Raw genomic sequence first — 25,493 nt, forward strand, 5'->3', positions numbered from 1 at the left:
TCAGCGGTCGAGAAAGGCGAGGTCTTCCTCGCCACGGGCGGTGAGCACCTCGACGCCTGTCTCGGTGACCAGCAGGGTGTGCTCCCACTGGGCGGAGAGGCTCTTGTCGCGGGTCACCGCGGTCCAGCCATCGCGCAGCACCTTGGTCTGGTGGCCGCCCACGTTGATCATCGGCTCGATGGTGAAGCACATGCCGGCCTCGAGCACGGCATCGGCCTCGGGGGCGTAGCCGTCGTAGTGCAGCACCTGGGGGTCCTCGTGAAAGCTGGCGCCGATGCCGTGGCCGCAGAAGTCGCGTACCACCGAGTAGCCGTTGGCCTCGGCGTGCTTCTGGATCGCGCGGGCAAGCGTCGAGAGGCGCACGCCTGGGCGCACCAGGGCGATGCTGTGATAGAGGCACTCCTGGGTGACGCGGCAGAGCCGCTCGCCCTGGATGCTCTCGCCAACGATGAACATCACGCTGGAGTCGCCGTGATAGCCGTCGGCGGTCTTCACCGTGACGTCCAGGTTCATGATGTCGCCCTTCTTGAGCTTCTTGGCGTCATCGGGAATGCCGTGGCAGACCACGTGGTTGATCGAGGTGCAGATCGATTTGGGGAAACCGTGGTAGTTGAGCGGCGCGGGAGTGGAGCCCAGTTCGTCGACGATATAGTCGTGGCAGAGCCGGTCCAGCTCGCCGGTGGTCACGCCGGCCTGCACATGGGGGGTAATCATCTCCAGCACGCTGGCGGCCTGACGGCCGGCTTCGCGCATCATCTCGATCTCGGCGGGCGTCTTGATGGGAATGTTCATGTAATCTCGGTTCAGAGGGGCTTGCCGCCCGGGGCGCGGCGGTTCGGGCGGCGTTCGACTTCATCTCGCTGGCGATCTATGGTATAAAGCCGCGCGCTTTCCTGCAATCGTCGACCCCGTCAGGGCCCTTGTCCCGGCCGAGTCGCGGCAACAGCGAGAGCGGCATGCGAAGCGCATACCGCGGCTTCGACACTATAGCCTTGAAAACACACATGCACCGGCACATGGTCCCGGGTGCTGCCGCGGTCTTCCCCGGCGGTCGGATCCATGGGGTGCATGGAGGCCTAACCCGATATTTCAGGAGTCATCCATGGCACACGTCAATATGCGTGACCTGCTCAAGGCAGGCGCTCACTTCGGCCACCAGACCCGTTACTGGAACCCGAAGATGAGCAAGTTCATCTTCGGCGCCCGCAACAAGATCCACATCATCAACCTCGAGCACACCCTGCCGGCCCTCAACGAGGCGATCGACGTGGTCGAGAAGATGGCGGCGGCCAACAACAAGATCCTGTTCGTTGGCACCAAGCGCAGCGCCAGCAAGATCATCAAGGAAGAGGCCAACCGCGTCGGTCAGCCGTTCGTCAACCACCGCTGGCTCGGCGGCATGCTGACCAACTACAAGACCATTCGCGTCTCCATCAAGCGTCTGCGCGAACTCGAAGCCATGCACGAAGACGGCACCTTCGAGAAGCTGACCAAGAAAGAGGTCCTGATGGCGACCCGCGAGCAGGAGAAGCTCGAGCGCTCCGTGGGCGGTATCAAGGAGATGGGCGGTCTGCCCGATGCGCTGTTCGTGATCGACGTCGACCACGAGCGCATCGCCATCAACGAGGCCAACAAGCTGGGCATCCCGGTGATCGGCGTGGTGGACACCAACTCCGACCCGGACGGCGTCGACTACGTGATCCCCGGCAACGATGACTCCATCCGCGCCATCCAGATCTACGTTCAGGCCATTGCCAACGCCTGCGGTCGTGCCAAGGAAGGTCGTCCGGACGAGTTCGTCGAAGTCACCGAGAACGAAGGCAGCAGCGCCGCCGCCGAGTAACGACGAGCGTCCGTGCAGGCATGGCCTGCGCCCGGCGGGTCGGCACCCAGCGGCCGGCCCGCCGACGCCCCCGCCCGTTGCGGGGCAGCATTTCGCCGAACCAGGGGTTTGGCGTCCCGTTTTTTCAGGTCGCCCCCTTTTGCGGGTCGAACTACCATAGAGGTGAATACCATGGCAGCGATCAGCGCCTCCCAGGTCAAGGAACTGCGTGAGCGTACCGGGCTCGGCATGATGGAGTGCAAGAAGGCACTCACCGAAGCCGGCGGTGATATCGACGTCGCCATCGAGAACCTGCGCAAGAGCTCCGGTCTCAAGGCCGCCAAGAAGGCCGGCCGCACCGCCGCCGAAGGCGCCGTGGTGACGCGTGTGGCCGAAGACGGCCGCTACGGCGTGGTGGTGGAGATCAACTCCGAGACCGACTTCGTCGCCCGTGACGACAACTTCAAGGCCTTCGCCGACAAGATCGCCGACGCCTTCTTCGCCGCCAAGAGCGAAGACGTGGCCGCGGTGATGGCCGGCGAACTCGAGACCGTCCGCGAGCAACTGGTGCAGAAGATCGGCGAGAACATCAGCGTGCGCCGCTGCGCCGTGGTCGAGGCGCCGGAGGGCGCGCTGGTGGGTGAATACGTCCACGGCGGCCGCATCGGCGTGCTGACCGTGATCCAGGGCGGCAACGCCGAGGTCGCCAAGGATGTCGCCATGCACGTGGCCGCCATCAACCCGGCCGTGGCCCGTCCCGAGGACATGCCCCAGGAGCAGCTCGACCAGGAAAAGGCGATCATCCTCGCCCAGCCCGACATGGCCGGCAAGCCGGAGCAGATCGCCGAGAAGATGGTCGAGGGCCGCCTGAAGAAGTACCTGGCCGAGAACAGCCTGACCGAGCAGCCCTTCGTCAAGGATCCGAACCAGACCGTGGCCGAATTCGTCAAGGCCGCCGGTGGCGAAGTGCTGAGCTTCACCCGCTTCGAGGTGGGCGAAGGCATCGAGAAGGAAGAAGTCGACTTCGCCAAGGAAGTGATGGAACAGGCCGGCCGTAGCTGAGGTCACAGGTTCCATGTTCGAGGATGGCGTGCGCGCGAGCGCACGCCTTCTTGTATCCGGCCGGCTCGGCCGCTACCCCCCATCCCGCTGGTGCTCCAGGAGATCCGACATGTCCAGTGCCGACCACCGCGACGCCTACACTGAGTCCGATGCCTCGAGCGGGGAGAAGCCCCGGTCCGAGAAGTCCCGTTCCGAGAAATCGAAGTACAAGCGCATCCTGCTCAAGCTCTCCGGTGAGGCGCTGACCGGGGAAGCCGAGTTCGGCATCGACCCCAAGGTGCTCGATCGCATGGCGCTGGAGATCGGTCAGCTGGTGGGGATCGGCGTGCAGGTGGGGATCGTGGTCGGTGGCGGTAACCTGTTCCGCGGCGCGGCGCTGCACGAAGCCGGCATGGACCGGGTGACCGGCGACCATATGGGCATGCTGGCCACGGTGATGAACGCCCTGGCCATGCGCGACGCCCTGGAACGCTCCAACATCCGCTCGCGGGTCATGTCGGCCATCCCCATGAGCGGCGTGGTGGAACACTATGATCGACGTACCGCCATCCGCTACCTGACCTCGGGAGACGTGGTATTGTTTTCCGCGGGTACCGGCAATCCCTTCTTCACCACCGATTCGGCGGCCTGTCTGCGCGGCATCGAGATCGACGCCGACGTGGTGGTCAAGGCCACCAAGGTCGACGGGGTCTACGACAAGGACCCGGTGAAGCACGCCGATGCCGTCAAGTACGAGCAGCTGAGCTATGACGATGCCCTGAACCAGAAGCTCGGGGTCATGGATTTGACCGCCATCTGCCTGGTGCGGGACCATGACATGCCGGTTCGCGTCTTCAATATGAACAAGTCGGGCGCCCTGCTGAACCTGGTGGTGGGTGGCAAGGAAGGCACGCTGATAGACAGAGGTTGATACCGTGATCGATGACATCAAGAAAGATGCTGAAAGCCGCATGAAGAAGAGCCTCGAGGCCCTTCACGGCAATTTCAACAAGATCCGCACCGGGCGCGCCCACTCCAGCATCCTGGATTCGGTGACCGTGGAGTACTATGGCAGCCAGGTTCCCCTGAACCAGGTGGCGAACATCAACACCGAGGATGCCCGGACCCTGTCCGTGGTGCCCTGGGAGCAGAGCATGGTGCCCAAGATCGAGAAGGCGATCATGACCTCGGATCTCGGCCTGAACCCCTCGACCGCCGGTACCAATATTCGGGTGCCGATGCCGATGCTCACCGAGGAGACCCGCAAGGGCTACATCAAGCAGGCCAGGAGCGAGGCCGAGCACGCTCGCGTGGCGATCCGCAACGTGCGCCGCGACGCCAACGGCGACATCAAGGCGCTGCTCAAGGAGAAAGAGATCTCCGAGGACGAGCAGCATCAGGCCGAGGACGCCATCCAGAAGCTCACCGACAAGTACATCGGCGAGATCGACAAGCTGCTCGAGGCCAAGGAGCGCGACCTGATGCAGGTCTGAGGATGCGCCGGTCGGCAGCTGCCGAAGCGCGGTATCACGGCGGGCGGCTGCCCGACCCGGTCCATCGCAACGCGAGACATCATGACGTCACCGCAGTCTACAGACTTTGGGGATTCGCAGGCGACTGTCGGCGATGACCTGCCACGCCATGTGGCCATTATCATGGATGGCAACAACCGCTGGGCCCGCGCACGCGGGCTCTCTGGCGTGCGCGGGCACCGCGCCGGAGTCGAGGCGGTGCGCGCGGTCATCCGGCGCGCCGCCGAGCGGGGCATCGAGACCCTCACCCTGTTCGCCTTCTCCAGCGAGAACTGGAAGCGCCCCGAAGCCGAGGTGGGGGCGCTGATGGAGCTCTTCCTGATGGCGCTCAAGCGCGAGGTCAAGAAACTCCACGAGCACGATATTCGCCTGTCGATCATCGGCGACCAGCGCGCCTTTTCCTCCGCCATCCAGAAGCATATCGCGCGGGCCGAGGCGCTGACGGTGGATAACGGCGGCATGCACCTGGTGATCGCCGCCAACTACGGTGGTCGCTGGGACATCGCCCGGGCGGCGCGCCGACTGGGCGAGCGGGTGGCCGCCGGCGAACTCGAGACCGATGAGATCGATGAGCGGGCACTGGATGGCGAGGTCTGCCTGGCCGGAGACGCGCCGGTGGACCTGTGCATCCGCACCAGCGGCGAGCAGCGACTCTCCAACTTCCTGCTGTGGCAGATGGCCTATGCTGAGCTCTACTTCACGCCGCTGCTGTGGCCCGACTTCGACGGCGAGGCGTTCGACGCCGCCATCGATGACTTTCGCCGACGGCAGCGCCGTTTCGGCATGACCGACGAACAGATTGAGGCGCAAGGTGCTTAGACAGCGGATCATCACCGCGGCGTGGCTGGCGCCGCTGATGCTGGCCGGCCTGTTTGGCCTGCACGGCGGCGCATTTGCCCTGTTCACCGCGGCCATCGTGCTGCTGGCGGGCTGGGAGTGGACCAACCTGGCGGGCATTCGCCGGCGCGACAATCGCCTGATGCTGGTGGCCGTGCTGGGGATGGCCATGCTGATGCTGTGGATGAGCGGCGCCGTCCTGGCCGCCTGGCCGCTATGGCTGGGTGCGCTGGGCTGGCTGCTCAATCTCTACTGGGTGGTGCACTACCCGAACAAGGGCGAGCAGTGGCAGTCGGCCACGCGTCGCCTGGCCATGGGCCTGTGGGTGTTGCTGCCGGCCTGGGTTGGGTTCAACGTGCTGCGCGACTCGGGGGCAGTCTGGCTGCTGTTCGTGCTGCTGCTGGTGTGGGGGGCCGATATCGGTGCCTATTTCGCCGGCCGCGCCTTCGGCAGGCGCAAGCTGGCCCCAAAGGTCAGTCCCGGCAAGAGCTGGGAGGGCGTCGCCGGCGGTCTGGTGGTCACCTTCTGCCTGGCGCTGATCTTCGCCGCCTGGCAGGGGCTCGGCCTGGGCGGCGGCCTGGCACTGGTGATTGCGACCGCAGCGGTCACCCTGGTGTCGGTGCTCGGTGACCTGGTCGAGAGCATGCTCAAGCGCTATCGTGACATCAAGGATTCCAGCAACCTGCTGCCCGGGCATGGCGGGGTGCTGGATCGCATCGACAGCCTGACCGCGGCCGTGCCGCTGTTTGCCCTGCTCTCCCTCGGGGTGCTGTAGTGGAGACCGGGAGGGCGGACAAGGCCGATGGCCGCGGGGGGCGACAGGCGGTGACCGTGCTGGGTGCCACCGGTTCCATCGGCACCAGCACCCTGGATGTCATCGCTCGCCATCCCGAGCGCTACCGTGTTCACGCCCTGACCGCGCATCGCTCCCGCGATTCGCTGCTGGCGCTGTGCCGGCGCCATCGTCCCGAGGTGGCCGTGCTGGCGGCCGAGGCGGATGCCGCCTGGCTGCGCGACCAGCTTCGCGAGGCGGGCCTGACCACCGAAGTGCGTGCCGGCCGCGAGGCGCTGGTCGAAGTGGCCGAGGCCGCCGAGGTCGACGTGGTGATGGCGGCCATCGTCGGTGCCGCGGGGCTGCTGCCGACGCTTGCCGCGGTGCGCGCCGGCAAGCGGATACTGCTGGCCAACAAGGAGGCGCTGGTGATGTCCGGCGCCCTGTTCATGGACGCCGTGCTGCGCCATGGGGCGACGCTGCTGCCCATCGATTCCGAACATAATGCCATCTACCAGTGTCTACCACCCGAGCATCGCGGGGGATTGGCGCGCCACGGGGTCACCCAACTGCTGCTGACTGCCTCCGGCGGCCCCTTTCGCGGCTGGACGCTGGGCGACCTGGCCGCGGTCACGCCCGAGCAGGCCTGTGCCCACCCCAACTGGTCCATGGGGCGAAAAATCTCAGTGGATAGTGCCACCCTGATGAACAAGGGACTGGAGCTGATCGAGGCGTGCTGGCTGTTCGATGCCCGGCCCGAACAGGTGCAGGTAGTGGTGCATCCGCAGAGCGTGATCCACTCCATGGCGGCCTACAGCGACGGCTCGGTGATCGCTCAGCTGGGCAACCCAGACATGCGCACCCCCATCGCCTACGGGCTGGCCTGGCCGGAGCGGATCGAGGCCGGCGTCGAGGCGCTCGACCTGTTTGCCGTGGCGCGGCTGGACTTCGAGGCGCCGGACGAGACCGCTTTTCCCTGTCTGCGCCTGGCCCGCGAGGCCATGGCGGCCGGCGGTACGGCGCCGGCGGTACTCAACGCGGCCAACGAGGTGGCGGTGGACGCTTTCCTCGAGGGGCGCCTGGGGTTCACCGGCATCGGCGAGCTGGTGGCCAGGGTCTGCGAGGCCCTGCCGGTGGAGCCCGCCGACGACCTGGAGTCGATACTCGAGCTCGATGTCCGGGCCCGGCGCGATGCCCGGCGCTGGCTGAGCCGAGAGTGAACGGCGGCCGAACGATTTTCGTTGGTGCGCAATCTGCAAGGAGACTGACTTGGGCCTGATCCAGAACATTCTGGCCGTCATCGTGGTGCTGGGCCTGCTGATCACCTTCCACGAGTACGGCCACTATTGGGTGGCACGGCGCTGCGGCGTCAAGGTGCTACGCTTCTCGGTGGGCTTCGGCAAGCCGCTGTGGTCGCGGGTCGACCGCCACGGCACCGAGTTCGCCGTGGCGGCCATCCCGCTGGGCGGCTACGTCAAGATGCTCGACGAGCGCGAGGCGCCGGTCCCCCCCGAGCTGCGGGACCAGGCCTTCAATCGCAAGAGCGTCTGGCAGCGCATCGCCATCGTGGCCGCCGGCCCCCTGGCCAACTTCCTGCTGGCCATCGTCGCCTACTGGGCGCTGTTCGTGGTCGGCACCACCACGGTGGCGCCGGTGGTGGGCGATATCGCCTCGGGTTCGCCGGCCGAGCAGAGCGGGCTGCGCAGCGGCCAGGAGATCGTTGCCGTTCAGGGCGATGCGGTGCGCTCCTGGAACGACATCAACCTCAAGTTGGTGGCCGCAATCGGCGCCAGCGGCGAACTCACCATGCGGGCCCGGGACGACGCCGTCTCGGACGCCCGTGAATATCGGCTGCCGGTGGAGGCCTACCTGGTGCGCCAGGACCCGCCGCGGCCGCTGCAGACCCTGGGCATCACCCCCTGGCAGCCGTCCTTCCCTGCCGTGCTGGGGCAGGTGCTGGACGGCGAGGCTGCCGCTCGGGCGGGCCTGCAGCCGGGCGACGAGATCCTGACGGTCAACGGCTCGCCGGTGGACGACTGGATGGGCTTCGTCAGCGCGGTGCGGGCGAGTCCGGGCGAGACCCTCGCCCTCGAGGTGGCCCGCGGTGACGAACGGCTCGACCTGACCCTGGTGCCCGGCGAGCAGACGCTGGAAACGGGGGTGAGCATCGGCTACGTGGGGGCGGGCGTCGAGCCCGTCGAGTGGCCGGAAGAGTATCGCCGTGAGATCCGCTATGGCCCGGTCGCCGCGGTGGGGCAGTCGCTGGCGCGCACCGGTGAGATGACGGTGTTGACGCTGGACGCGATCCGCAAGATGCTGATCGGCCTTATCTCGCCGTCCAACCTCTCCGGACCCATCACCATCGCTCAGGTGGCCGGCGATACTGCGCGCACCGGCCTGGAGAGCTTCGTCAGTTTCATGGCCTACCTGTCGATCAGCCTGGCGGTGCTCAATCTGCTGCCGATCCCGGTGCTCGACGGTGGCCACCTGCTCTATTACTTTGCCGAGGCGATCCGCGGCCGCCCGGTCTCCGAGCGGACCCAGGCGATAGGGCTGCGCATTGGCCTGGCGATGATCGTCACCCTGATGGTGATGGCGCTGTATTTCGATCTGATGCGGCTTTGGTAGCGAGCGACTTCCCCCGGCCGGGGGCACACAGGGAGGTGGGGCCCGGCTCCGCCCTTGTCAGTCACCCGCACAAATGTATAAGGTGCCTGTCTGGATAGGCGGGCGTATCAACGCGAGCGAAGCGACTGCATGAATATCAAGACCCTCGGATTGGCGGCACTGCTGCTGGCCGGTGCCCAGACGGCGCTGGCCGACCCCTTTGAAGTTTCCGACATTCGCGTGGAGGGGCTGCAGCGGGTTTCCCCTGCTTCGGTCTTCAATGCCTTCCCAATCAGCACCCGCGACCGGGTGGACGACCGCGAGCTGGCCGAGGCGGCGCGCAGCCTCTTCGCCACCGGCCTGTTCGATGACATCCAGCTGGCCCGTGACGGCGATGTGCTGATCATCCAGGTGGTCGAGCGCCCCACCATCTCGCGGCTGACCATCAGCGGCAACCGCCAGCTCTCCGATGACGACCTCAGGCGGGGCCTGCGCGAGGCCGGCCTGGCCGAGGGCCAGGTGCTGCAGCTCTCCACCCTCGAGGAGATCCAGCGCGAGCTGGAGGGGGTCTACCAGGCTCAGGGGCGCTACAGTGCGCGCATCGAGACCAGCGTGCGCGAGATCGATGAGGGCCGGGTGCAGGTCGAGATCGACATCAACGAAGGGGAGGTGGCCAAGATTCGCCAGATCAATCTGGTCGGCAACCGCCACTTCGATGACGACGAGCTGCGCGATGTCTTCGAGCTCAACGACCGCCCGGGACGCTTCTTCGGCTGGTTCTCCAGCGATGAGTACTCCCGCGAGGCGCTGGCTGGCGATCTCGAGCGGCTGCGCTCCTTCTATCTGGATCGTGGCTATATCAACTTTGCCATCACCTCCACCCAGGTCTCGATCAGCCCCGACAAGTCGCAGATCTTCGTCACCATCAACGTCGAGGAGGGCGAGCAGTTCCGCCTCGGCGAGGTGCGTTTCGAGGGCGACCTGCAGATCGGCACGCGGGAGGCCCGCGAGCTGCTGCAGGTAGAGTCCGGCCAGATCTTCTCGCGTAGCGATGTGACCGCCTCCACCGAGGCACTGCGTGGGCGGTTGGGGGCGGAGGGCTTCGCCTTCGCCAGGGTCGAGGGGGTGCCGTCGCCCGGCGCTTCCGCCGACACCGTGGATCTGGTCTTCCGGGTCGATCCGGGGCAGCGTGCTTATGTACGACGCATCAATTTCGTCGGCAACACCACCACTCAGGACGAGGTGCTGCGCCGCGAGATGATCCAGATGGAGGGGGCGCCGGCGTCCACCGAGGCGATCAGCCAGTCGCGCCAGCGCCTGGATCGCCTGGGCTTCTTCCGCCAGGTCGACGTGGAGACCCAGCCGGTGGCCGGCGAGCCGGACAAGCTCGACGTCACCTATACCGTCGAGGAGCAGCCCTCCGGCTCGATCTCGGCGAGCATCGGCTTCTCCCAGAGCGCCGGGGTGATCTACGGCGCCTCGCTGGCCCAGAACAACTTCCTGGGCACCGGCAATCGGGTCAATATCGGCGCCCAGCGCAGCGACACCTTCACCAGCCTGAATTTCGGCTTCACCGACCCCTACTGGACCCTGGACGGCATCTCGCGGGGCTACAACCTCTTCTACCGTGAGACCGATTTCGAGGATTCCGACATCTCGACCTTCTCCACCGATGCCTTCGGGGCGGGCATCAGCTTCGGCTACCCGGTCAGCGAGCTGTCGCGACTCAACTTCGGCGCCACTGTCGAGGACCTGACGGTCAAGACCTTCCGAGACACGGCTTCCGAGATCGTGCGCTATGTCGACGACCAGGGACGCGACGCTCAGAGCCTCAAGCTCACCGCCAGCTGGACCCGCAACAACCTCAATCGCGGCATCATGCCCACCGCCGGCAACTACCAGCGCCTCTCCCTGGAGACGGCCGTCCCAGGCAGTGACGTCGACTACGTCAAGCTGCGCGCGCGGGCCCAGCAGCTCTTCCCGCTCAACGAGGAGCAGACCTGGGCGCTGAAGTTCGGCACCACCCTGGGCTATGCTGACAGCATCGGCAGCGATCCCTACCCGTTCTACGAAAACTACTTCGCCGGGGGGCTGGGGTCGGTGCGCGGCTTTACCGCCAACACCCTGGGCCAGCGCACCACACCCCGTGGCGCGGGTCGTGATCGCACCCTGGGTGGCAACGTGCTGGTCGAGGGCAGCGCCGAGCTGCTCTTCCCGCTGCCCTTCGTCGAGGATCAGCGCTCACTGCAGACCGGCTTCTTCGTGGATGCCGGTAACACCTTCCTGACCAGCTGCTACGACGTCATGCCCGAGGATGCGCCCTCACGCTGCTCGTCCGGCGTCGATCTGGGCAATCTGCGCTACAGCATGGGGGTAGGCCTCTCATGGCTGACACCGGTGGGGCCGCTGACCTTCAGCATCGCCGAGCCCCTCAACGACAAGAGCGGCGACGATACCCAGGTCTTCCAGTTCTCCCTGGGCCAGACCTTCTGACCCGCTCGCCACGAGGAATCACCATCATGCGTAAGCTGACCGCCGCATTGTGTTTCACCCTACTGGGGGCCGTGACGCTGACGGCCCAGGCCGCCGAGGTCGCGGTACTCGACTGGCGCCAGGCGCTGCTCTCCTCGGATGCCGCCCAGCGCTCCATGAGCCGCCTGGAAAGTCAGATCAGCGGCCAGCAGCAGGAGGCCGAGTCGCTGGGCCGCGAGCTGTCGCAGATGCAGCAGCGGCTGCAGCAGGGGGACCTGCCCGAGGCCGAGCGGCAGGCGCTGATGCAGGAGTTCCAGCAGAAGGGCAGTCGTTTCGAGCAGCTGCGCCAGCAGATCATGGAGGCGCAGATGCGCGCCGAGCAGGGCTTCCTGCAGGAGGCCGAGCCGAAGCTCGAACAGGCCGTGGAGCGGGTCATCTCCCGTCACGGTATCCAGGTCCTGGTCGAGCCCCAGGGAGTACTGCACTCCAGCGTCGACCTCCCCGATCTGACCGATGAAGTGACCGAGATCCTCAACACGCTCAACTGATCCGGCGCGGCGCTGCGGCGTCGCACCAACGCTTTGACCAGGCTTCCATGACCCAACCATCCACTCCGACCTACACCCTCGCCGAGCTCGCCGAGCACCTCGATGCCCGGCTGGTCGGCGATGGGAGTCGCCGCCTGAACGGGCTGGCGACGCTCAAAGACGCCGGCCCGGATCGCCTCGCCTTTCTGACCAATCCCACCTACCTCAAGGATCTCGCCGCGACTGCCGCCGGCGCCGTGCTGCTCCATCCCGAGCATGCGGCGCAGTGCCCGGTGGACCGCCTTGAGCTCGACAACCCCTACCTGGGCTACGCCAAGCTGTCGCGGCTGTTCGACCCGCTGCTCAGCCGGCCGCCGGGCGGTATTCACCCCTCGGCCGTGGTGGCCGACGATGCGCGACTGGGCGAGGCGGTCGAGGTGGGGCCGCTGGCGGTGGTCGAGGCGGGCGTCGAGCTGGGCGATGGGGTGGTGGTCGGCCCCGGCTGCGTGATCGGGGCTGGCGCACGCATTGGCCGTGGGTCGCGCCTGCATCCCAACGTCACCGTCTGTCACGGCGTGGTGATCGGCGAGCGGGCCATCCTGCACAGCGGCTGCGTGATCGGCGGGGACGGCTTCGGCTTCGCCCATGATGGCGACGGCTGGCACAAGATCGCTCAGCTGGGGCGCGTGGTGATGGGGGATGACGTCGAGATCGGCAGCTGCTCCAGCATCGATCGCGGCGCCCTCGAGGATACCCGGATCGGCAACGACGTGAAGATCGACAGCCAGGTGCAGATCGCTCATAACGTGCAGATCGGCGACCACAGCGCCTTGGCCGGCTGCGTCGGCATCGCCGGGTCGACCCGGGTGGGGCGCTACTGCATGCTCGGCGGCGGTGTGGGGCTGGCCGGCCACCTGACGATCTGCGACCGGGTGCAGGTCACCGGAATGAGCCTGGTGACCAACTCGATCGAGGAACCGGGCGTCTACTCCTCCGGTACCGGCGCCATGCAGAACGCCCAGTGGCGCAAGAACGCCGTGCGCTTCAAGCAGCTCGACGAGATCGCCCGGCGCCTGGCGCGGCTCGAGAAGCGCGACCCACAGGGTTGAGGCCCCCGCCGGGGGCGCTATAATCCCCGGCCCGCCTCCCGTTTGATCAGCGGCCGCAGAGGCCGCCGCGGGCGGGAGCTTCGGGAAGCCGTGCGCGCGGTGCGACCGCCGTGGCAGGCGTTCCCCCCATATTTCAGAGGTCGCTACGATGGTAATGGACATCAACGAGATTCGTGATTATCTGCCCCACCGCTACCCCTTCCTGCTGGTGGACCGGATCACGGAGCTGGAGCTGGGCAAGGCCATCGTTGGCTACAAGAATGTCAGCGTCAATGAGCCCTTCTTTAACGGGCACTTTCCCCACCACCCGATCATGCCGGGCGTGCTGGTCCTCGAGGCGCTGGCCCAGGTCTGCGGCATCCTGGGCTTCAAGACCGTCAACAAGCTGCCGGCGGACGGCTATGTCTACTACCTGGTGGGCAGCGATAACGTGCGCTTCAAGCGCCCGGTGGTGCCCGGCGATCGGCTCGAGCTGGAAGCGCGGGTAGAGCGTGAGAAGCGGGGCATCTGGAAATTCGCCTGTCGTGCTACCGTTGACGGCGAGCTGGCCTGCGAGGCCGACATCATCTGTGCCGAGAGGAAGGTCGCTTGATTCACTCCACTGCCATCGTCGACCCGAAGGCGCGCCTGGCCGATGACGTCGAGGTTGGACCCTTCACGGTGATCGGGCCCGACGTCGAGATCGGGCCCGGTAGCCGTATCGGCCCTCACGTAGTGATCAAGGGACCCACCGTACTGGGGGCGCGCACGCGTATCTTTCAGTTCGCCTCGGTGGGCGAGGACTGCCAGGACAAGAAGTATGCCGGTGAGCCGACCCGCCTGGTGATGGGCGATGACAACGTCATCCGCGAAGGGGTGACGCTGCATCGCGGCACCGCCCAGGACCGCGGCGAAACGGTCATCGGCTCGCGCAACCTCTTCATGGCCTATGTGCACGTGGGCCACGATTGCCTCATCGGCAGCGACTGTATCCTGGCCAACCAGGTGACCCTGGCCGGCCATGTGACGCTGGGCGATTTCGTGATCCTCGGCGGGCTGTCGGCCATCCATCAGTTCTGCCACTTCGGCGAGCATGCCATGGCCGGCGGCGGCTCCATCATCACCAAGGACACCCCGGCCTACGTGCTGATCAATGGCAACCCGGCCCGTGCCCACGGCCTCAACTTGGTGGGGCTGAAGCGGCGCGGCTTCAGCAAGGACGCCATCAAGGCGCTGGGCGAGTCCTACAAGCTGGTCTATCGACAGGGGCTGACCGTGGAGCAGGCGCTGGGCGAGATCCGTACCCGCTTCGACCTGGCGGAAACCGAGGCCTTCGCCGCCTCCATCGAAGTCTCCTCCCGCGGCATCACGCGCTAGGCCATGTCTGCCGTCGAGAAGGTCGACAACCACACGCCCCTGCGGGTCTATCTGGTCGCGGGCGAGCTGTCCGGGGATACCCTCGGCGCCGGCCTGATGCGCGCGCTCAAGGCGCGCTACCCGGACGCCGTCTTTCGCGGCATCGGCGGTCCCAAGATGATCGCCGAAGGCATCGACAGCCGCTTTCCCCTGGAGACCCTCTCGGTCATGGGCCTGGTGGAGGTGCTCAAGCACCTGCCCGAGCTGATCCGCGTGCGTCGCACCCTCAAGGCCGAGGCGCTGGCCTGGCGGCCGCACATCATGGTCGGCATCGATGCCCCGGACTTCAATCTCGGCCTTGAACGGCAGCTGCGCCAGGCCGGTATCACCACCGCCCACTACGTCAGCCCCACCGTCTGGGCCTGGCGCCAGGGGCGGGTCAAGGGCATCGCCAAGTCCGTGGATGCCATGCTCACCTTCCTGCCCTTCGAGGCGGCCTTCTACGCCCGCCATCGGGTACCGGTGGCCTTCGTCGGCCACCCGCTCGCCGACGAATTCCCGCTGCAGAGCGAGCGCAACGCCGCCCGCGATGCCCTCGGCCTGCCGGGGCCGGCCACGGTGCTGGCCGTGCTGCCCGGCTCCCGGGCCAACGAGATCCGCTTTCTCGGCGAGACCTTCCTCGCGGCGGCCGAGCGGCTGTGCGCGGCGCGTCCCGCGCTGCGGGTCGTCATCCCGGCCGCCACCCCGGCCCGACACCGTGAGCTCGAGGCGCTGCTGGCCCGCCGGCCCGCCCTGGCCGAGCGGGTGACCCTGCTCGAGGGACAGTCCCGCGAGGCGATGGTGGCAAGCGACGCCGTGCTGCTCGCGTCGGGCACCGCCGCCCTGGAGGCCATGCTCTGCCATCGGCCGATGCTGGTGGCGTACAAGATGGCCCCCTTGAGCCACGCCCTGGTCAAGCGGCTGGTCAAGACCGAGTGGATCTCACTGCCCAACCTGATCGCCCGGGAGACCCTGGTGCCCGAGCTGGTGCAGGATGCCGCCACCCCCGAGGCCATCGCCGACCGGCTCGGTGCGCTGCTCGACGACGCCGAAGGGCGCGCCGCCCTGGAGGCCCGTTTCGCCAGCATGCATGCGGGGCTACAGCGCGACGCCAGCCGCCGTGCGGCGGAGGCCATCGACGCCCTGGTGACGGGGCAGCCGCTGCCGGCCAGCGTGGCCCCCGAGCGGGCCGGGGAGATGGCACCATGAAGGGGGGCGCGAAAGCGGCAAGCGAGCTTCCGCCGCTGGTGGTGAACTACGCGGGCGAGCGACTGGCCGGCGTCGACGAGGTGGGTCGCGGCCCGCTGGTGGGCAGCGTGCTGGCCGCGGCGGTGATCCTCGACCCGACGCGCCCCATCGAAGGGCTCGGCGACTCCAAGGCGCTGACCGCGAAACGCCGCGAGGGCCTGGACGCGGCGATCCGCGAGCAGGCACTGGCCTTCGCCGTGGCCGAGGCGAGCGCCGCCGAGGTCGACGAACTGAATATCTACCACGCCACCCACCTGGCCATGCGCCGCGCCATCGACGCTTTGACGCCCGCCGCCGAGTACTTGCTGGTGGACGGCAATCGCCTGCCCGGGCATCATCTCCCGGGGCAGGCGGTGGTCAAGGGGGATGCCCGCCACCCGGCCATCGCCGCCGCCTCGATACTGGCCAAGGTGGCCCGGGACGCCCAGATGGTCGAGCTCGACGCCCGCCATCCCGACTACGGCTTCGCCCGCCACAAGGGCTACCCGACCCGCGAGCACCTGGCCGCCCTGGAGCGCCTGGGGCCGCTGCCGGAGCATCGCCGCTCCTTCGGCCCGGTCAAGCGCCAGCTGGCGCTGTTCTGAATCACCCAACCCCCGAGCCCTCTATGACCACGCCCTTCGTTCATCTTCGCGTCCACACCGAATACTCCCTGGTCGACGGCCTGGTGCGCCTCAAGCCGCTGGTCAAGACGGCGGTGGCGCAGGGCGCCCCGGCGCTGGCCGTGACCGACGAGGCCAACCTGTTCGGCCTGGTCAAGTTCTACAAGGCCGCCCAGGGAGCCGGGCTCAAGCCGATCATCGGCAGCGACCTGTGGCTCGCCAATCCCCACGACGAAGCGCACCCCTACCGGCTGACCCTGCTGGCCATGAACGGCGACGGCTATCGCAACCTCACCGAGCTGATCTCGCGGGGCTGGGTGGAGGGGCAGCGCCAGGGCCGGGCGGTGCTCGACCGCGCCTGGGTGCTGGCCCAGAGCGAAGGGCTGATCGCGCTGTCCGGCGGCCGCGACGGCGAGGTCGGCCGCCACCTGCTCAGCGACCACCGCGACGAGGCGCGCGCCCTGCTCGAGGAGTGGAACGCGGCCTTCCCGGGACGCTTCTATCTGGAGCTGGCGCGTACCGGCCGTCCGCTGGAGGAGGAGTGCGTGCACCTCTCGGTGGATCTGGCCGTGGCGACCGGGACCCCGGTGGTGGCCACCAACGACGTGCGCTTTCTCGAGCGCGACGACTTCTGGGCCCACGAGACCCGGGTTTCCATCGGCGAGGGCAAGGCGCTTGACGACCCACGCCGCGAGCGCAAGTACACCGAAGAGCAGTATCTCAAGAGCCCCGAGGAGATGGCCGAGCTGTTCGCCGACATCCCCGAGGCGCTCGAGAACAGTGTGATGATCGCCGCGCGCTGCAGCGTCGACGTGCGCCTGGGCGAGATCTTCCTGCCGGAGTTCGAGATCCCCGAGGGCATGACCCAGGACGAGTTCTTCCGCAAGGTCTCCCACGACGGCCTGACCGAACGCCTCGACTTCCTCTTCCCGGCGGAGCGCTACCCCCGCGACGGCAGTGAGTACGCCGAGATCGACGCCCGCTACCGCAAGCGGCTCGACTTCGAGCTCGACATCATCATTCAGATGGGCTTCCCCGGCTACTTCCTGATCGTGATGGACTTCATCCAGTGGGCCAAGGACAACGACGTCCCGGTGGGGCCGGGACGCGGCTCCGGCGCCGGTTCGCTGGTGGCCTACGCCCAGAAGATCACCGACCTCGATCCCATCGGCTACGATCTGCTGTTCGAGCGCTTCCTGAATCCCGAGCGGGTCTCGATGCCCGACTTCGACGTCGACTTCTGCATGGAGAAGCGCGACCGGGTCATCGAGTACGTGGCCGACCGCTATGGCCGCAACGCCGTCTCCCAGATCGTTACCTTCGGCACCATGGCCGCCAAGGCGGTGGTGCGCGACGTGGCTCGCGCCCAGGGGCGCCCCTACTCGCTGGGCGACAAGCTCTCCAAGCTGATTCCCTTCGAGGTGGGCATGACGCTGGCCAAGGCCATCGAGCAGGAGCCGGCGCTCAAGGAGTTCATCGAAAACGACGACGAGGCCGCCGAGATCTGGGAGATGGCGGTCAAGCTCGAAGGCATCACCCGCGGCACCGGCAAGCACGCCGGCGGGGTGGTGATCGCCCCCACCAAACTTACCGACTTCTCGCCGCTGCTCTGCGACGAAGAGGGCAACGGCTTGGTGGTGCAGTTCGACAAGAACGACATCGAGGAGGCCGGCCTGGTCAAGTTCGACTTCCTCGGCCTGCGTACCCTGACCATCATCGACTGGGCGCTGGAGATGGTCGACAAGGTGCGCGCCGCGGCGGGCGAGGGGGCGCTGGACATCGACACCATCCCGCTCGACGACGCGCCCACCTTCGAGATGCTCAAGCGTGCCGAGACCACCGCGGTGTTCCAGCTCGAATCCCGCGGCATGAAGGAGCTGATCAAGCGCCTGCTGCCCGACTCCCTGGACGACATGATCGCCCTCGTCGCGCTGTTCCGCCCCGGGCCGCTGCAGTCGGGCATGGTGGACGACTTCATCAACCGCAAGCACGGCCGCGCCGAGATCTCCTACCCGCACCCGGACTACCAGCACGAACTGCTCAAGCCGGTGCTCGAGCCCACCTACGGCATCATCCTCTACCAGGAGCAGGTGATGCAGATCGCCCAGGTGATGGCGGGCTATAGCCTGGGCCAGGCCGACATGCTGCGCCGTGCCATGGGCAAGAAGAAACCCGAGGAGATGGCCAAGCAGCGCGCCGGCTTCATGGAGGGGTGCGCGGCCAACGGCATCGACAAGGATCTGGCGGGCAACATCTTCGACCTGGTGGAGAAATTCGCCGGCTACGGCTTCAACAAGTCCCACTCGGCGGCCTACGCCCTGGTCTCCTACCAGACCGCCTGGCTCAAGGCGCACTATCCCGGCCCCTTTATGGCGGCGGTGATCTCCACCGAGATGGACAACCTCGACAAGGTAGTGCCGCTGATCGAGGAGTGTCGCAACCTGGGGCTCACCGTGACACCGCCGGACGTCAACGTGGGCGGCTACAAGTTCACCGTGGATATCGAGGGGCGCGTGGTCTACGGCCTCGGCGCCATCCGCGGGGTGGGCGAGGGCCCCATCGGCGCCATCGTTGAGGCGCGCGAGGCCGAGGGGCCGTTCAAGGACCTGTTCGACTTCTGCCGCCGGGTCGATCCCAAGCGCATGAACAAGCGCACCCTCGAGGCGCTGATCCGCTCCGGGGCCCTGGACAGCCTCGGCCCCAACCGGTCGGTGCTGGCCGCGGCGCTGGACGACGCCCTCAAGGCCGCCGCCCAGACTCAAACCAACCAGAACCTGGGCATGATGGACATGTTCGGCGAGGCCTTCGCCGACGAGGCGGACGAGAGCGACGCCTACGCGGCGTACCTGGGGGGGCGCGAGTGGAGCGACAAGGAGCGCCTGGCCGGCGAGAAGGAGACCCTGGGGCTCTATCTCACCGGCCACCCCATCGATGAGTACGAGGGTGAGCTCTCACGCTTCGTCTCCACGCGCATCGCCGACCTCAAGCCATCCCGGGAGCCGCAGCGCATCGCCGGTCTGGTGGTGGGGCTTCGCACCATGAAGTCCAAGCGCGGCGATACCATGGCCTTCATCACCCTGGACGACCGGACCGGGCGCATCGAGGCGTCGCTGTTCGGCGAGCTGTTCGATAGCGTGCGTACCCAGCTGGAGACCGACCAGGTGCTGATCGTCGAGGGTGAGGTCTCCAGCGACGACTACTCGGGCGGGCTGCGCCTGCGCGGCAAGGAGGTCACTCCCATGGTGGCGGCTCGGACCCGCTACGGCGAGGCGGTGGAGCTGTCGCTCGACGGCGCCCGGGTCAACGGCCGGTTGGTGGAGAGCCTGCGCGAGAGTCTCGCCCCCCACCGCAACGGTGAAGGGCTGCCGGTGAGGCTGCGCTACCGCAACGCCGAGGCCGCCGGCTGGCTGGAGCTGGACGGCGAGTGGAAGGTCTCGCCCAGCGACGAGCTGCTGATCGGCCTGCGCGAGGTGCAGGGGCAGGACGGGGTGCGTTTGAAATACCGCTGAGCATGACGCTGGAGCTGGGGCTGATCGAGACGCTGACATCATACCAGCGAGAGGCGCCGGCGACAGGTCGGGAGGGGGTCCGAGGACCAGGGGTGAGGAGGATTCCTCCGAACGGGCTGGCCATGGACGGCCAGCACTGGACCTGCAAGCGGAGCAGGACGCGAGAGCGCCGCAGGGCCGAGGTAGCGTACAGGGACGTATTCATAGCGCCCCCTCGAAGGCCTGTCGCCGGAACAGTCTCGAGCGATATTTCTATCTGCGATAGCCCTATCCCCTGCCGTGCGCCGCCTTGCGCGCCACGTTGAGGGTGCGATAATGCCTGCCACTTCCATTCTTCGTGCCGCTGGCCCGTTAGGGGCCGGGCGGTGAAACACCACAAGGCCGCCAGCCAATGAATCCCAACTATCTCGATTTCGAACAGCCCATCGCCGAGCTCCAAGCCAAGATTGAGGAGCTGCGCCTGGTCGGCAACGACAGCCAGCTCAACCTCAGCGACGAGATCAGCCGGCTCGAGGAGAAGAGCCGCAAGCTCACCGAATCGATCTTCAAGGACCTCAGCGCCTGGCAGGTGTCGCAGCTCTCGCGTCACCCGCAGCGCCCCTACACCCTCGACTACCTCGAGCACATCTTCACCGACTTCGACGAACTGCACGGCGACCGGCGCTTTGCCGACGATGCCGCCATCGTCGGCGGCGTGGCGCGCCTCGACGACAGGCCGGTGATGGTCATCGGCCATCAGAAGGGCCGCGAGGTCAAGGAGAAGGTGCGCCGCAACTTCGGCATGCCCCGCCCCGAGGGCTACCGCAAGGCCTGCCGGCTGATGGAGATGGCCGAGCGCTTCAAGATGCCGGTGCTGACCTTCATCGACACCCCGGGGGCCTATCCGGGCATCGACGCCGAGGAGCGCGGCCAGTCCGAGGCCATCGCCTACAACCTCGCCGTCATGTCGCGACTCAAGACCCCCATTCTCGCCACCGTGGTGGGCGAGGGCGGCTCCGGCGGGGCGCTGGCCATCGGCGTCTGCGACGAGCTGGCCATGCTGCAGTACTCCACCTATGCGGTGATCTCCCCGGAGGGCTGCGCCTCGATCCTCTGGAAGAGTGCCGAGAAGGCCGCCGACGCCGCCCAGGCCATGGGCATCACCGCCGAGCGCCTCCGGGAGCTGGGCTTCGTCGATACCCTGATCGAGGAGCCGCTGGGCGGTGCCCACCGCCATCCGGAAACCACCGCCGAGCGCGTCAAGGAAGCCCTGCTGGGCAGCCTCGAGCGCCTCGAGGCCATGGATACCGAGGCGCTGCTGGAACGCCGGTATGAGCGGCTGATGAGCTACGGCGCCCCTGTTTAACGGGCCTTTCTGCGCTCGGCCATACGGCGTTAAAAATCGGCTTAAGATGCTCATTTACTAAAGTAAACTCCGCTCTTTCGCCGATTTTTGCCTTGTCTGACCTTCGCTCGAAGCGGCCCCGCTAGTCTGGAGGGTTCTCAATGTCCCTTCAATCATCAGTTGATCGCGCCCTGGCCCAGACCCCGCCGGGGCGTTGTGTCTGGGTGGCGTTCTCCGGCGGGCTCGACTCCACGCTGCTGCTCACCCTGGCCGCCGAGGCCTGCCGGCGCCACCCGCGTCCGCTGCATGCGCTGCACGTGCACCACGGCCTGCAGGCCGCCGCCGCCGATTTCGAGGCCCACTGCCGTCGCGTGGCGTCGCGGCTCGGCGTGCCGCTGTTCGTCGAACGGGTCGCGGTCGAGCTGGCCGCGGGTCAGGGGCTGGAGGGCGCGGCCCGGGAGGCGCGCTACGCCGCCTTCGCTCGCCGCGTCGCCCCCGGCGAGACTCTGTGGCTGGCCCAGCACCGTAACGATCAGGCCGAGACCTTCCTGCTCGCCGCCCTGCGTGGCAGCGGGGTACGGGGCCTCGCCGGCATGCCGCTGACCCGGGCCTGGCAGGCTCGGCATCTGGCGCGACCGCTGCTGGGCGTGTCCCGGGCCGAGCTGGAGGCCGCGGCCGCGCGGCAGGGGCTGGTCTGGGTCGACGACCCCTCCAACGCCGACGAGGCACTCGATCGCAACTTCCTGCGCCGTCGGGTGCTGCCGCTGCTCGAGACCCGCTGGCCCCATGCCGGCGAGGCCCTGGCCAGCGCCGCGACGCTGTGCGGCGACGCCGATACCCTGCTGGCCGAACTGGCCGACCAGGACCTGGACCGGCTGGGCGGCGAGGTAGGCCGGCTGCCCGCCGATCGGCTGGGCGAGCTGTCGCTTGCCCGTCAGCGTCTGCTGGTGCGCCGCTGCTGCGCGCGGCTCGGCCTGCCACTGCCTCCCCGGGCGCGACTGGAGACGCTGCTGGCGCAGCTGGCCGCGCCGCCGGACGCCCAGGTGCGGGTCGCCTGGCCTGGCGCCGAGGCGCGGGTGTGGCGCCGGCGGCTCTATCTGCTGTCGCCGCCGCCCCCCCTGCCCGATGAGTGGGATGGCGGGTGGAGCGGTCGGGCGCCCCTCGCCACCCCCGCGGGGCAGGTAGCCATCTCCCTGGTGCCAGAGCGGGAGCGGGTCGACCCGCCCCGGCTGCGTGTCACCCGACGGCGCGGCGGGGAACAGCTGCGACTGCCCGGGCGCGGCCGCCGCGACCTCAAGCGACTGCTGCAGGAGGCCGGGGTGCCGCCCTGGGAGCGCGAGCGGCTGCTGGTGGTCTGGGAGGGGGATACCGTGGTGGCGGCGCTGGCGCCGGCAGGCGGGACCTGGCTGCTGGTGGCGGAGGGGTGGCGGGCTAGCCCAGCGTCAGGGTGAAGCCGGCGGCGCGCTGATAGTCGGCCTCCTGCTCCAGGTCGTTGAGCAGCAGCGGGTGGTCATGGTCGGCGGTAAGGCGCAGCCGCAGCGTCTCGCCGTCGGCCTCGATAGCGGGTGCCGCGGGCACACTCTCCGACCGGGCGTGATTGAAAAGCACCGCCAGGCGCAGCAGCCGGGCCAGTCGGGCGTGGGAGCGCTGCTCCGCTTCCGGGAGGGCGCGCCACTCCTTGAGCGGGAACTTGCGGCGGTGGGCGCGAACCAGGAAGGCCAGCAGGCGCTGCTCGGGGCGCGAGAAGCCGGCCAGGTCCGAGTGCTCCAGCAGATAGCCGCCGTGACGGTGGAACTGGCTGTGGGAAACGGCCAGGCCGCATTCATGGAGGCGGCCGGCCCACTCCAGAAAGCGCGCCTGCTCCTCATCCAGCGCCCAGCTGCCCTGGACCTGCTCCAGCAGGGCCAGGGCCGTGGCGGCCACATGATCGGCCTGGCGACCATCCACCGCGTAGCGACGCTCCAGCCCGGCCAGCGTCTTGAGTCGCGAATCCTCGGGGCTATTGCGACCGACCAGGTCGTAGAGCACCCCTTCGCGCAGCGCGCCGTCGGCATAGCGCATGGAGTCGAGCTCGAAGGCTTCGAAGACGGCGCAGAGGATCGCCACGCCGGCGGGGAAGACTCGCGCGCGATCGGCCTTGAGCCCCTCCAGGGCGATGCGGTCGAGTCGCTGGCAGTCGATCAGTCGCTGGCGCAGTGCAAAGAGGCCCGCTCGGGTGATGACGCCCTCCGGGGAGGCCTCGGCGGCATGGATCACCGCGGCGGCGGCCTTGACGGTGCCGCTGGCGCCGACCGGGTCGTCCCAGCCCAGCCGGCGATACGGCCTGCAGATATTGGCCAGCTCCGAGAGCGCGGCGAGCTCCGCCTTGCGCATGCGTTTCTCGGTGATCTCGCCGTCTGCGAAGAAGCGGCGGCTGAAGGTGACGCAGCCCATGCGCAGGCTCTCCAGCGCCAGCGGCTCGAAGCGCTCGCCGATGATGAACTCGGTGGAGCCGCCGCCGATGTCGACGATCAGCCGTCGGCCGTTCTCGACCAGCGAGTGGGCCGCGCCCAGATAGATCAGGCGCGCCTCTTCGCGTCCGGCGATGACCTCGATGCGGCTGCCCAGCAGCGCCTCGGCACGCTCGATGAAGGCCTGGCTGTTGGCGGCGTCGCGCAGGGCATTGGTGCCCACCACCCGTAGCTGGCCAGGGGGAAGGTCGTCGAGAAAGGGGGCGAAGCGGGCCAGGCAGTCCAGCGCGCGGCGCATGGCGGCCTCGCTGAGCCTGCCATCGTCATCGAGGCCGGCGGCCAGCTGGACCTTCTCTCCGAGGCGAGCGACCACCTGCAGGCGGTCGTCCTGATAGTTGGCCACCAGCAGATGGAAACTGTTGGACCCCAGATCGATGGCCGCCAGCCGACGGGGTGGCGCAGGGGAGGGGGTCCGGTCCTTGGGAGGCATCATCGTGGTGTCCTGAGCGGCGATGGGCAAAGGGTGCGATGCCGACCCGGTCGTGTCAATTGCGCGCCGATGGGGTTGCGTTCGGGGCCGCCCTTGACTAGTATCGAGGCGTTCGCCTGTTCCGAATGCTTTCCGACCGTTTTACGGCGACCCCGTCGCGGTCAGTTCCAAGTCGTCAGACAGCCCACTGCATCAGCCTGCGCTCCCGGCCCGTTGGCCCGGACCCGCTGATCAGGCGAAAACGAACCTGCTCCCTCGCTTCCGATATCGGCCCGGCTACCCTCAAGGTGCGGTAGCCAGTCCATAGCCATACGATACAACATGACGAGTGGCAGCCTGTCCGGGCTCTGAACGCATCCACGCGGCGTTATCGCTTCGCCTCCTGTCTTGTCACGGCGCCTGGCCGCCCGGCTTCCATGAGCAACTTCTGAACACACCGATGAATCTTACCGAACTCAAGCAAAAGCCCGTTCCGGAACTTCTGGAGACTGCCCGCGAGATGGGCATCGACAACCTGGCCCGCTCGCGGAAGCAGGACATCATCTTCGCCATCCTCAAGAAGCACGCCAAGAGCGGCGAGGATATCTATGGCGATGGGGTGCTGGAGATCCTCCAGGACGGTTTCGGCTTCCTGCGCAGCGCCGACAGCTCCTACCTGGCCGGGCCCGATGACATCTATGTCTCGCCGTCGCAGATCCGACGCTTCAACCTGCGCAAGGGCGACACCATTTCCGGCAAGATTCGCCCGCCGAAGGAAGGGGAGCGCTATTTCGCGCTGCTCAAGGTCAGCCAGATCAACTTCGACAAGCCGGAAAACGCCAAGCACAAGATCCTCTTCGAGAACCTCACGCCGCTGTTCCCCCAGGAGCGGCTGCGCATGGAGATCGGTAACGGCTCCACCGAGGATCTCACCGCGCGCATCATCGATCTGACCGCGCCCATCGGCAAGGGCCAGCGCGGCCTGCTGGTCTCCCCGCCCAAGGCGGGCAAGACGCTGATGCTGCAGAACATCGCGACCTCCATCACCCGCAACAACCCCGAGTGCCACCTGATCGTGCTGCTGATCGACGAGCGCCCGGAGGAAGTGACCGAGATGTCGCGCACGGTGCGCGGCGAGGTGGTGGCCTCCACCTTCGACGAGCCGCCGGCCCGCCACGTGCAGGTCGCCGAGATGGTCATCGAGAAGGCCAAGCGCCTGGTCGAGCACAAGAAAGACGTGGTGATCCTGCTCGACTCCATCACCCGCCTGGCGCGGGCCTACAACACCGTGGTGCCGAGCTCTGGCAAGGTGCTCACCGGCGGTGTCGACGCCCATGCCCTCGAGAAGCCCAAGCGCTTCTTCGGCGCGGCGCGCAACATCGAGGAGGGCGGCAGCCTGACCATCATCGCCACGGCGCTGGTGGACACCGGCTCCAAGATGGACGAGGTGATCTTCGAGGAGTTCAAGGGCACCGGCAACATGGAGGCCCACCTGGACCGCAAGCTGGCCGAGCGCCGCGTCTACCCGGCGATCAACATTCGCCGCTCCGGCACCCGCCGCGAGGACCTGATCGCCTCCGAGGACGAGATGCAGCGCATGTGGATCCTGCGCAAGCTGCTCAATCCCATGGATGACACCGCGGCCACCGAGTTCCTGATCGACCGGCTGAAAGACACTAAGACTAACCTTGAGTTCTTCGAGGCCATGAAAAGACGTTGATTCTGGCCTGCTGCGCTCGACGATACTGCGTTGGAAAACAGCTGGTACGCCAGCCCGGTCAAGCTGCTCATTTACTAA

21 protein-coding genes are annotated in these 25,493 nt (G+C 67.5%); 19 read left to right on the forward strand and 2 right to left on the reverse strand.

Features of this window, described 5'->3' with window-relative positions; translation table 11 throughout:
* Nucleotides 1-792, reverse strand: a complete 792-nt coding sequence (gene map, locus HOP52_RS11250; protein WP_238977478.1) for a type I methionyl aminopeptidase — start codon at nt 790-792, stop codon at nt 1-3.
* 310 nt (nt 793-1,102) lie between these two features.
* Between map and rpsB the strand changes: the two genes are divergently transcribed.
* The 18 genes from rpsB (at nt 1,103) to tilS (ending at nt 22,227) form a co-directional block, all read left to right on the forward strand.
* Entirely contained in the window at nt 1,103-1,843 is a 741-nt protein-coding gene (gene rpsB, locus HOP52_RS11255) for a 30S ribosomal protein S2 (protein WP_238977479.1), read from the forward strand.
* A 171-nt stretch (nt 1,844-2,014) separates the two neighbouring features.
* Nucleotides 2,015-2,884, forward strand: a complete 870-nt coding sequence (gene tsf, locus HOP52_RS11260) for a translation elongation factor Ts (RefSeq protein ID WP_238977480.1) — start codon at nt 2,015-2,017, stop codon at nt 2,882-2,884.
* A gap of 109 nt (nt 2,885-2,993) precedes the next feature.
* Entirely contained in the window at nt 2,994-3,794 is an 801-nt protein-coding gene (gene pyrH / locus HOP52_RS11265) for a UMP kinase (RefSeq protein WP_238977481.1), read from the forward strand.
* Between the two features lie 4 nt (nt 3,795-3,798).
* A complete protein-coding gene (gene frr, locus HOP52_RS11270) occupies nt 3,799-4,356 on the forward strand; it encodes a ribosome recycling factor (protein ID WP_238977482.1) in 558 nt (185 codons plus the stop codon).
* A gap of 81 nt (nt 4,357-4,437) precedes the next feature.
* A complete protein-coding gene (gene uppS / locus HOP52_RS11275) occupies nt 4,438-5,214 on the forward strand; it encodes a polyprenyl diphosphate synthase (RefSeq protein WP_238977483.1) in 777 nt (258 codons plus the stop codon).
* Nucleotides 5,207-6,007 (forward strand): phosphatidate cytidylyltransferase, encoded by an 801-nt coding sequence (locus HOP52_RS11280; RefSeq protein ID WP_238977484.1) that lies wholly within the window; start codon nt 5,207-5,209, stop codon nt 6,005-6,007. Before uppS ends, HOP52_RS11280 begins: the two co-directional genes overlap by 8 nt.
* A gap of 50 nt (nt 6,008-6,057) precedes the next feature.
* Nucleotides 6,058-7,224 carry a 1-deoxy-D-xylulose-5-phosphate reductoisomerase gene (gene ispC / locus HOP52_RS11285; protein WP_238977485.1) on the forward strand — a complete coding sequence of 389 codons (1,167 nt, stop codon included), beginning with the start codon at nt 6,058-6,060 and terminating at the stop codon, nt 7,222-7,224.
* A 49-nt stretch (nt 7,225-7,273) separates the two neighbouring features.
* Nucleotides 7,274-8,632 (forward strand): RIP metalloprotease RseP, encoded by a 1,359-nt coding sequence (rseP, locus tag HOP52_RS11290; protein WP_238977486.1) that lies wholly within the window; start codon nt 7,274-7,276, stop codon nt 8,630-8,632.
* A gap of 129 nt (nt 8,633-8,761) precedes the next feature.
* Entirely contained in the window at nt 8,762-11,104 is a 2,343-nt protein-coding gene (gene bamA / locus HOP52_RS11295) for an outer membrane protein assembly factor BamA (protein WP_238977487.1), read from the forward strand.
* Between the two features lie 26 nt (nt 11,105-11,130).
* On the forward strand, nt 11,131-11,631 hold the full coding sequence (locus HOP52_RS11300; RefSeq protein ID WP_238977488.1) for an OmpH/Skp family outer membrane protein: 501 nt from the start codon (nt 11,131-11,133) through the stop codon (nt 11,629-11,631).
* Nucleotides 11,632-11,678: 47 nt separating this feature from the next.
* Nucleotides 11,679-12,719, forward strand: coding sequence for a UDP-3-O-(3-hydroxymyristoyl)glucosamine N-acyltransferase (gene lpxD, locus HOP52_RS11305; RefSeq protein WP_238977489.1), 1,041 nt, complete (start codon nt 11,679-11,681; stop codon nt 12,717-12,719).
* 148 nt (nt 12,720-12,867) lie between these two features.
* Entirely contained in the window at nt 12,868-13,311 is a 444-nt protein-coding gene (gene fabZ / locus HOP52_RS11310; protein ID WP_238977490.1) for a 3-hydroxyacyl-ACP dehydratase FabZ, read from the forward strand.
* On the forward strand, nt 13,308-14,075 hold the full coding sequence (gene lpxA / locus HOP52_RS11315; RefSeq protein ID WP_238977491.1) for an acyl-ACP--UDP-N-acetylglucosamine O-acyltransferase: 768 nt from the start codon (nt 13,308-13,310) through the stop codon (nt 14,073-14,075). The genes fabZ and lpxA overlap by 4 nt, the downstream gene beginning before the upstream one ends.
* 3 nt (nt 14,076-14,078) lie before the next feature.
* Nucleotides 14,079-15,302, forward strand: coding sequence for a lipid-A-disaccharide synthase (gene lpxB / locus HOP52_RS11320; protein WP_238977492.1), 1,224 nt, complete (start codon nt 14,079-14,081; stop codon nt 15,300-15,302).
* The gene (gene rnhB / locus HOP52_RS11325) at nt 15,299-15,925 is read left to right on the forward strand and encodes a ribonuclease HII (protein ID WP_238977493.1); all 627 of its coding nucleotides are present in this window, start codon (nt 15,299-15,301) and stop codon (nt 15,923-15,925) included. Before lpxB ends, rnhB begins: the two co-directional genes overlap by 4 nt.
* A 23-nt stretch (nt 15,926-15,948) precedes the next feature.
* Nucleotides 15,949-19,452, forward strand: coding sequence for a DNA polymerase III subunit alpha (dnaE, locus tag HOP52_RS11330; protein ID WP_238977494.1), 3,504 nt, complete (start codon nt 15,949-15,951; stop codon nt 19,450-19,452).
* 391 nt (nt 19,453-19,843) lie between these two features.
* Entirely contained in the window at nt 19,844-20,797 is a 954-nt protein-coding gene (gene accA, locus HOP52_RS11335) for an acetyl-CoA carboxylase carboxyl transferase subunit alpha (protein WP_238977495.1), read from the forward strand.
* 140 nt (nt 20,798-20,937) lie between these two features.
* Complete coding sequence (gene tilS, locus HOP52_RS11340) at nt 20,938-22,227, forward strand: tRNA lysidine(34) synthetase TilS (protein ID WP_238977496.1); 1,290 nt, start codon at nt 20,938-20,940, stop codon at nt 22,225-22,227.
* Here tilS and ppx read toward each other — a convergent pair.
* On the reverse strand, nt 22,208-23,719 hold the full coding sequence (ppx, locus tag HOP52_RS11345; protein ID WP_238977497.1) for an exopolyphosphatase: 1,512 nt from the start codon (nt 23,717-23,719) through the stop codon (nt 22,208-22,210). The genes tilS and ppx overlap by 20 nt on opposite strands.
* 436 nt (nt 23,720-24,155) lie before the next feature.
* On the opposite strand from ppx, the gene rho reads away from it, so the two are divergent.
* Nucleotides 24,156-25,415 (forward strand): transcription termination factor Rho, encoded by a 1,260-nt coding sequence (gene rho / locus HOP52_RS11350; protein ID WP_238977498.1) that lies wholly within the window; start codon nt 24,156-24,158, stop codon nt 25,413-25,415.
* Nucleotides 25,416-25,493: the final 78 nt, after the last annotated feature.

Origin of the sequence: Billgrantia campisalis, assembly GCF_022341425.1 — a bacterium.
In the GTDB taxonomy this organism is placed as follows: domain Bacteria; phylum Pseudomonadota; class Gammaproteobacteria; order Pseudomonadales; family Halomonadaceae; genus Halomonas; species Halomonas campisalis.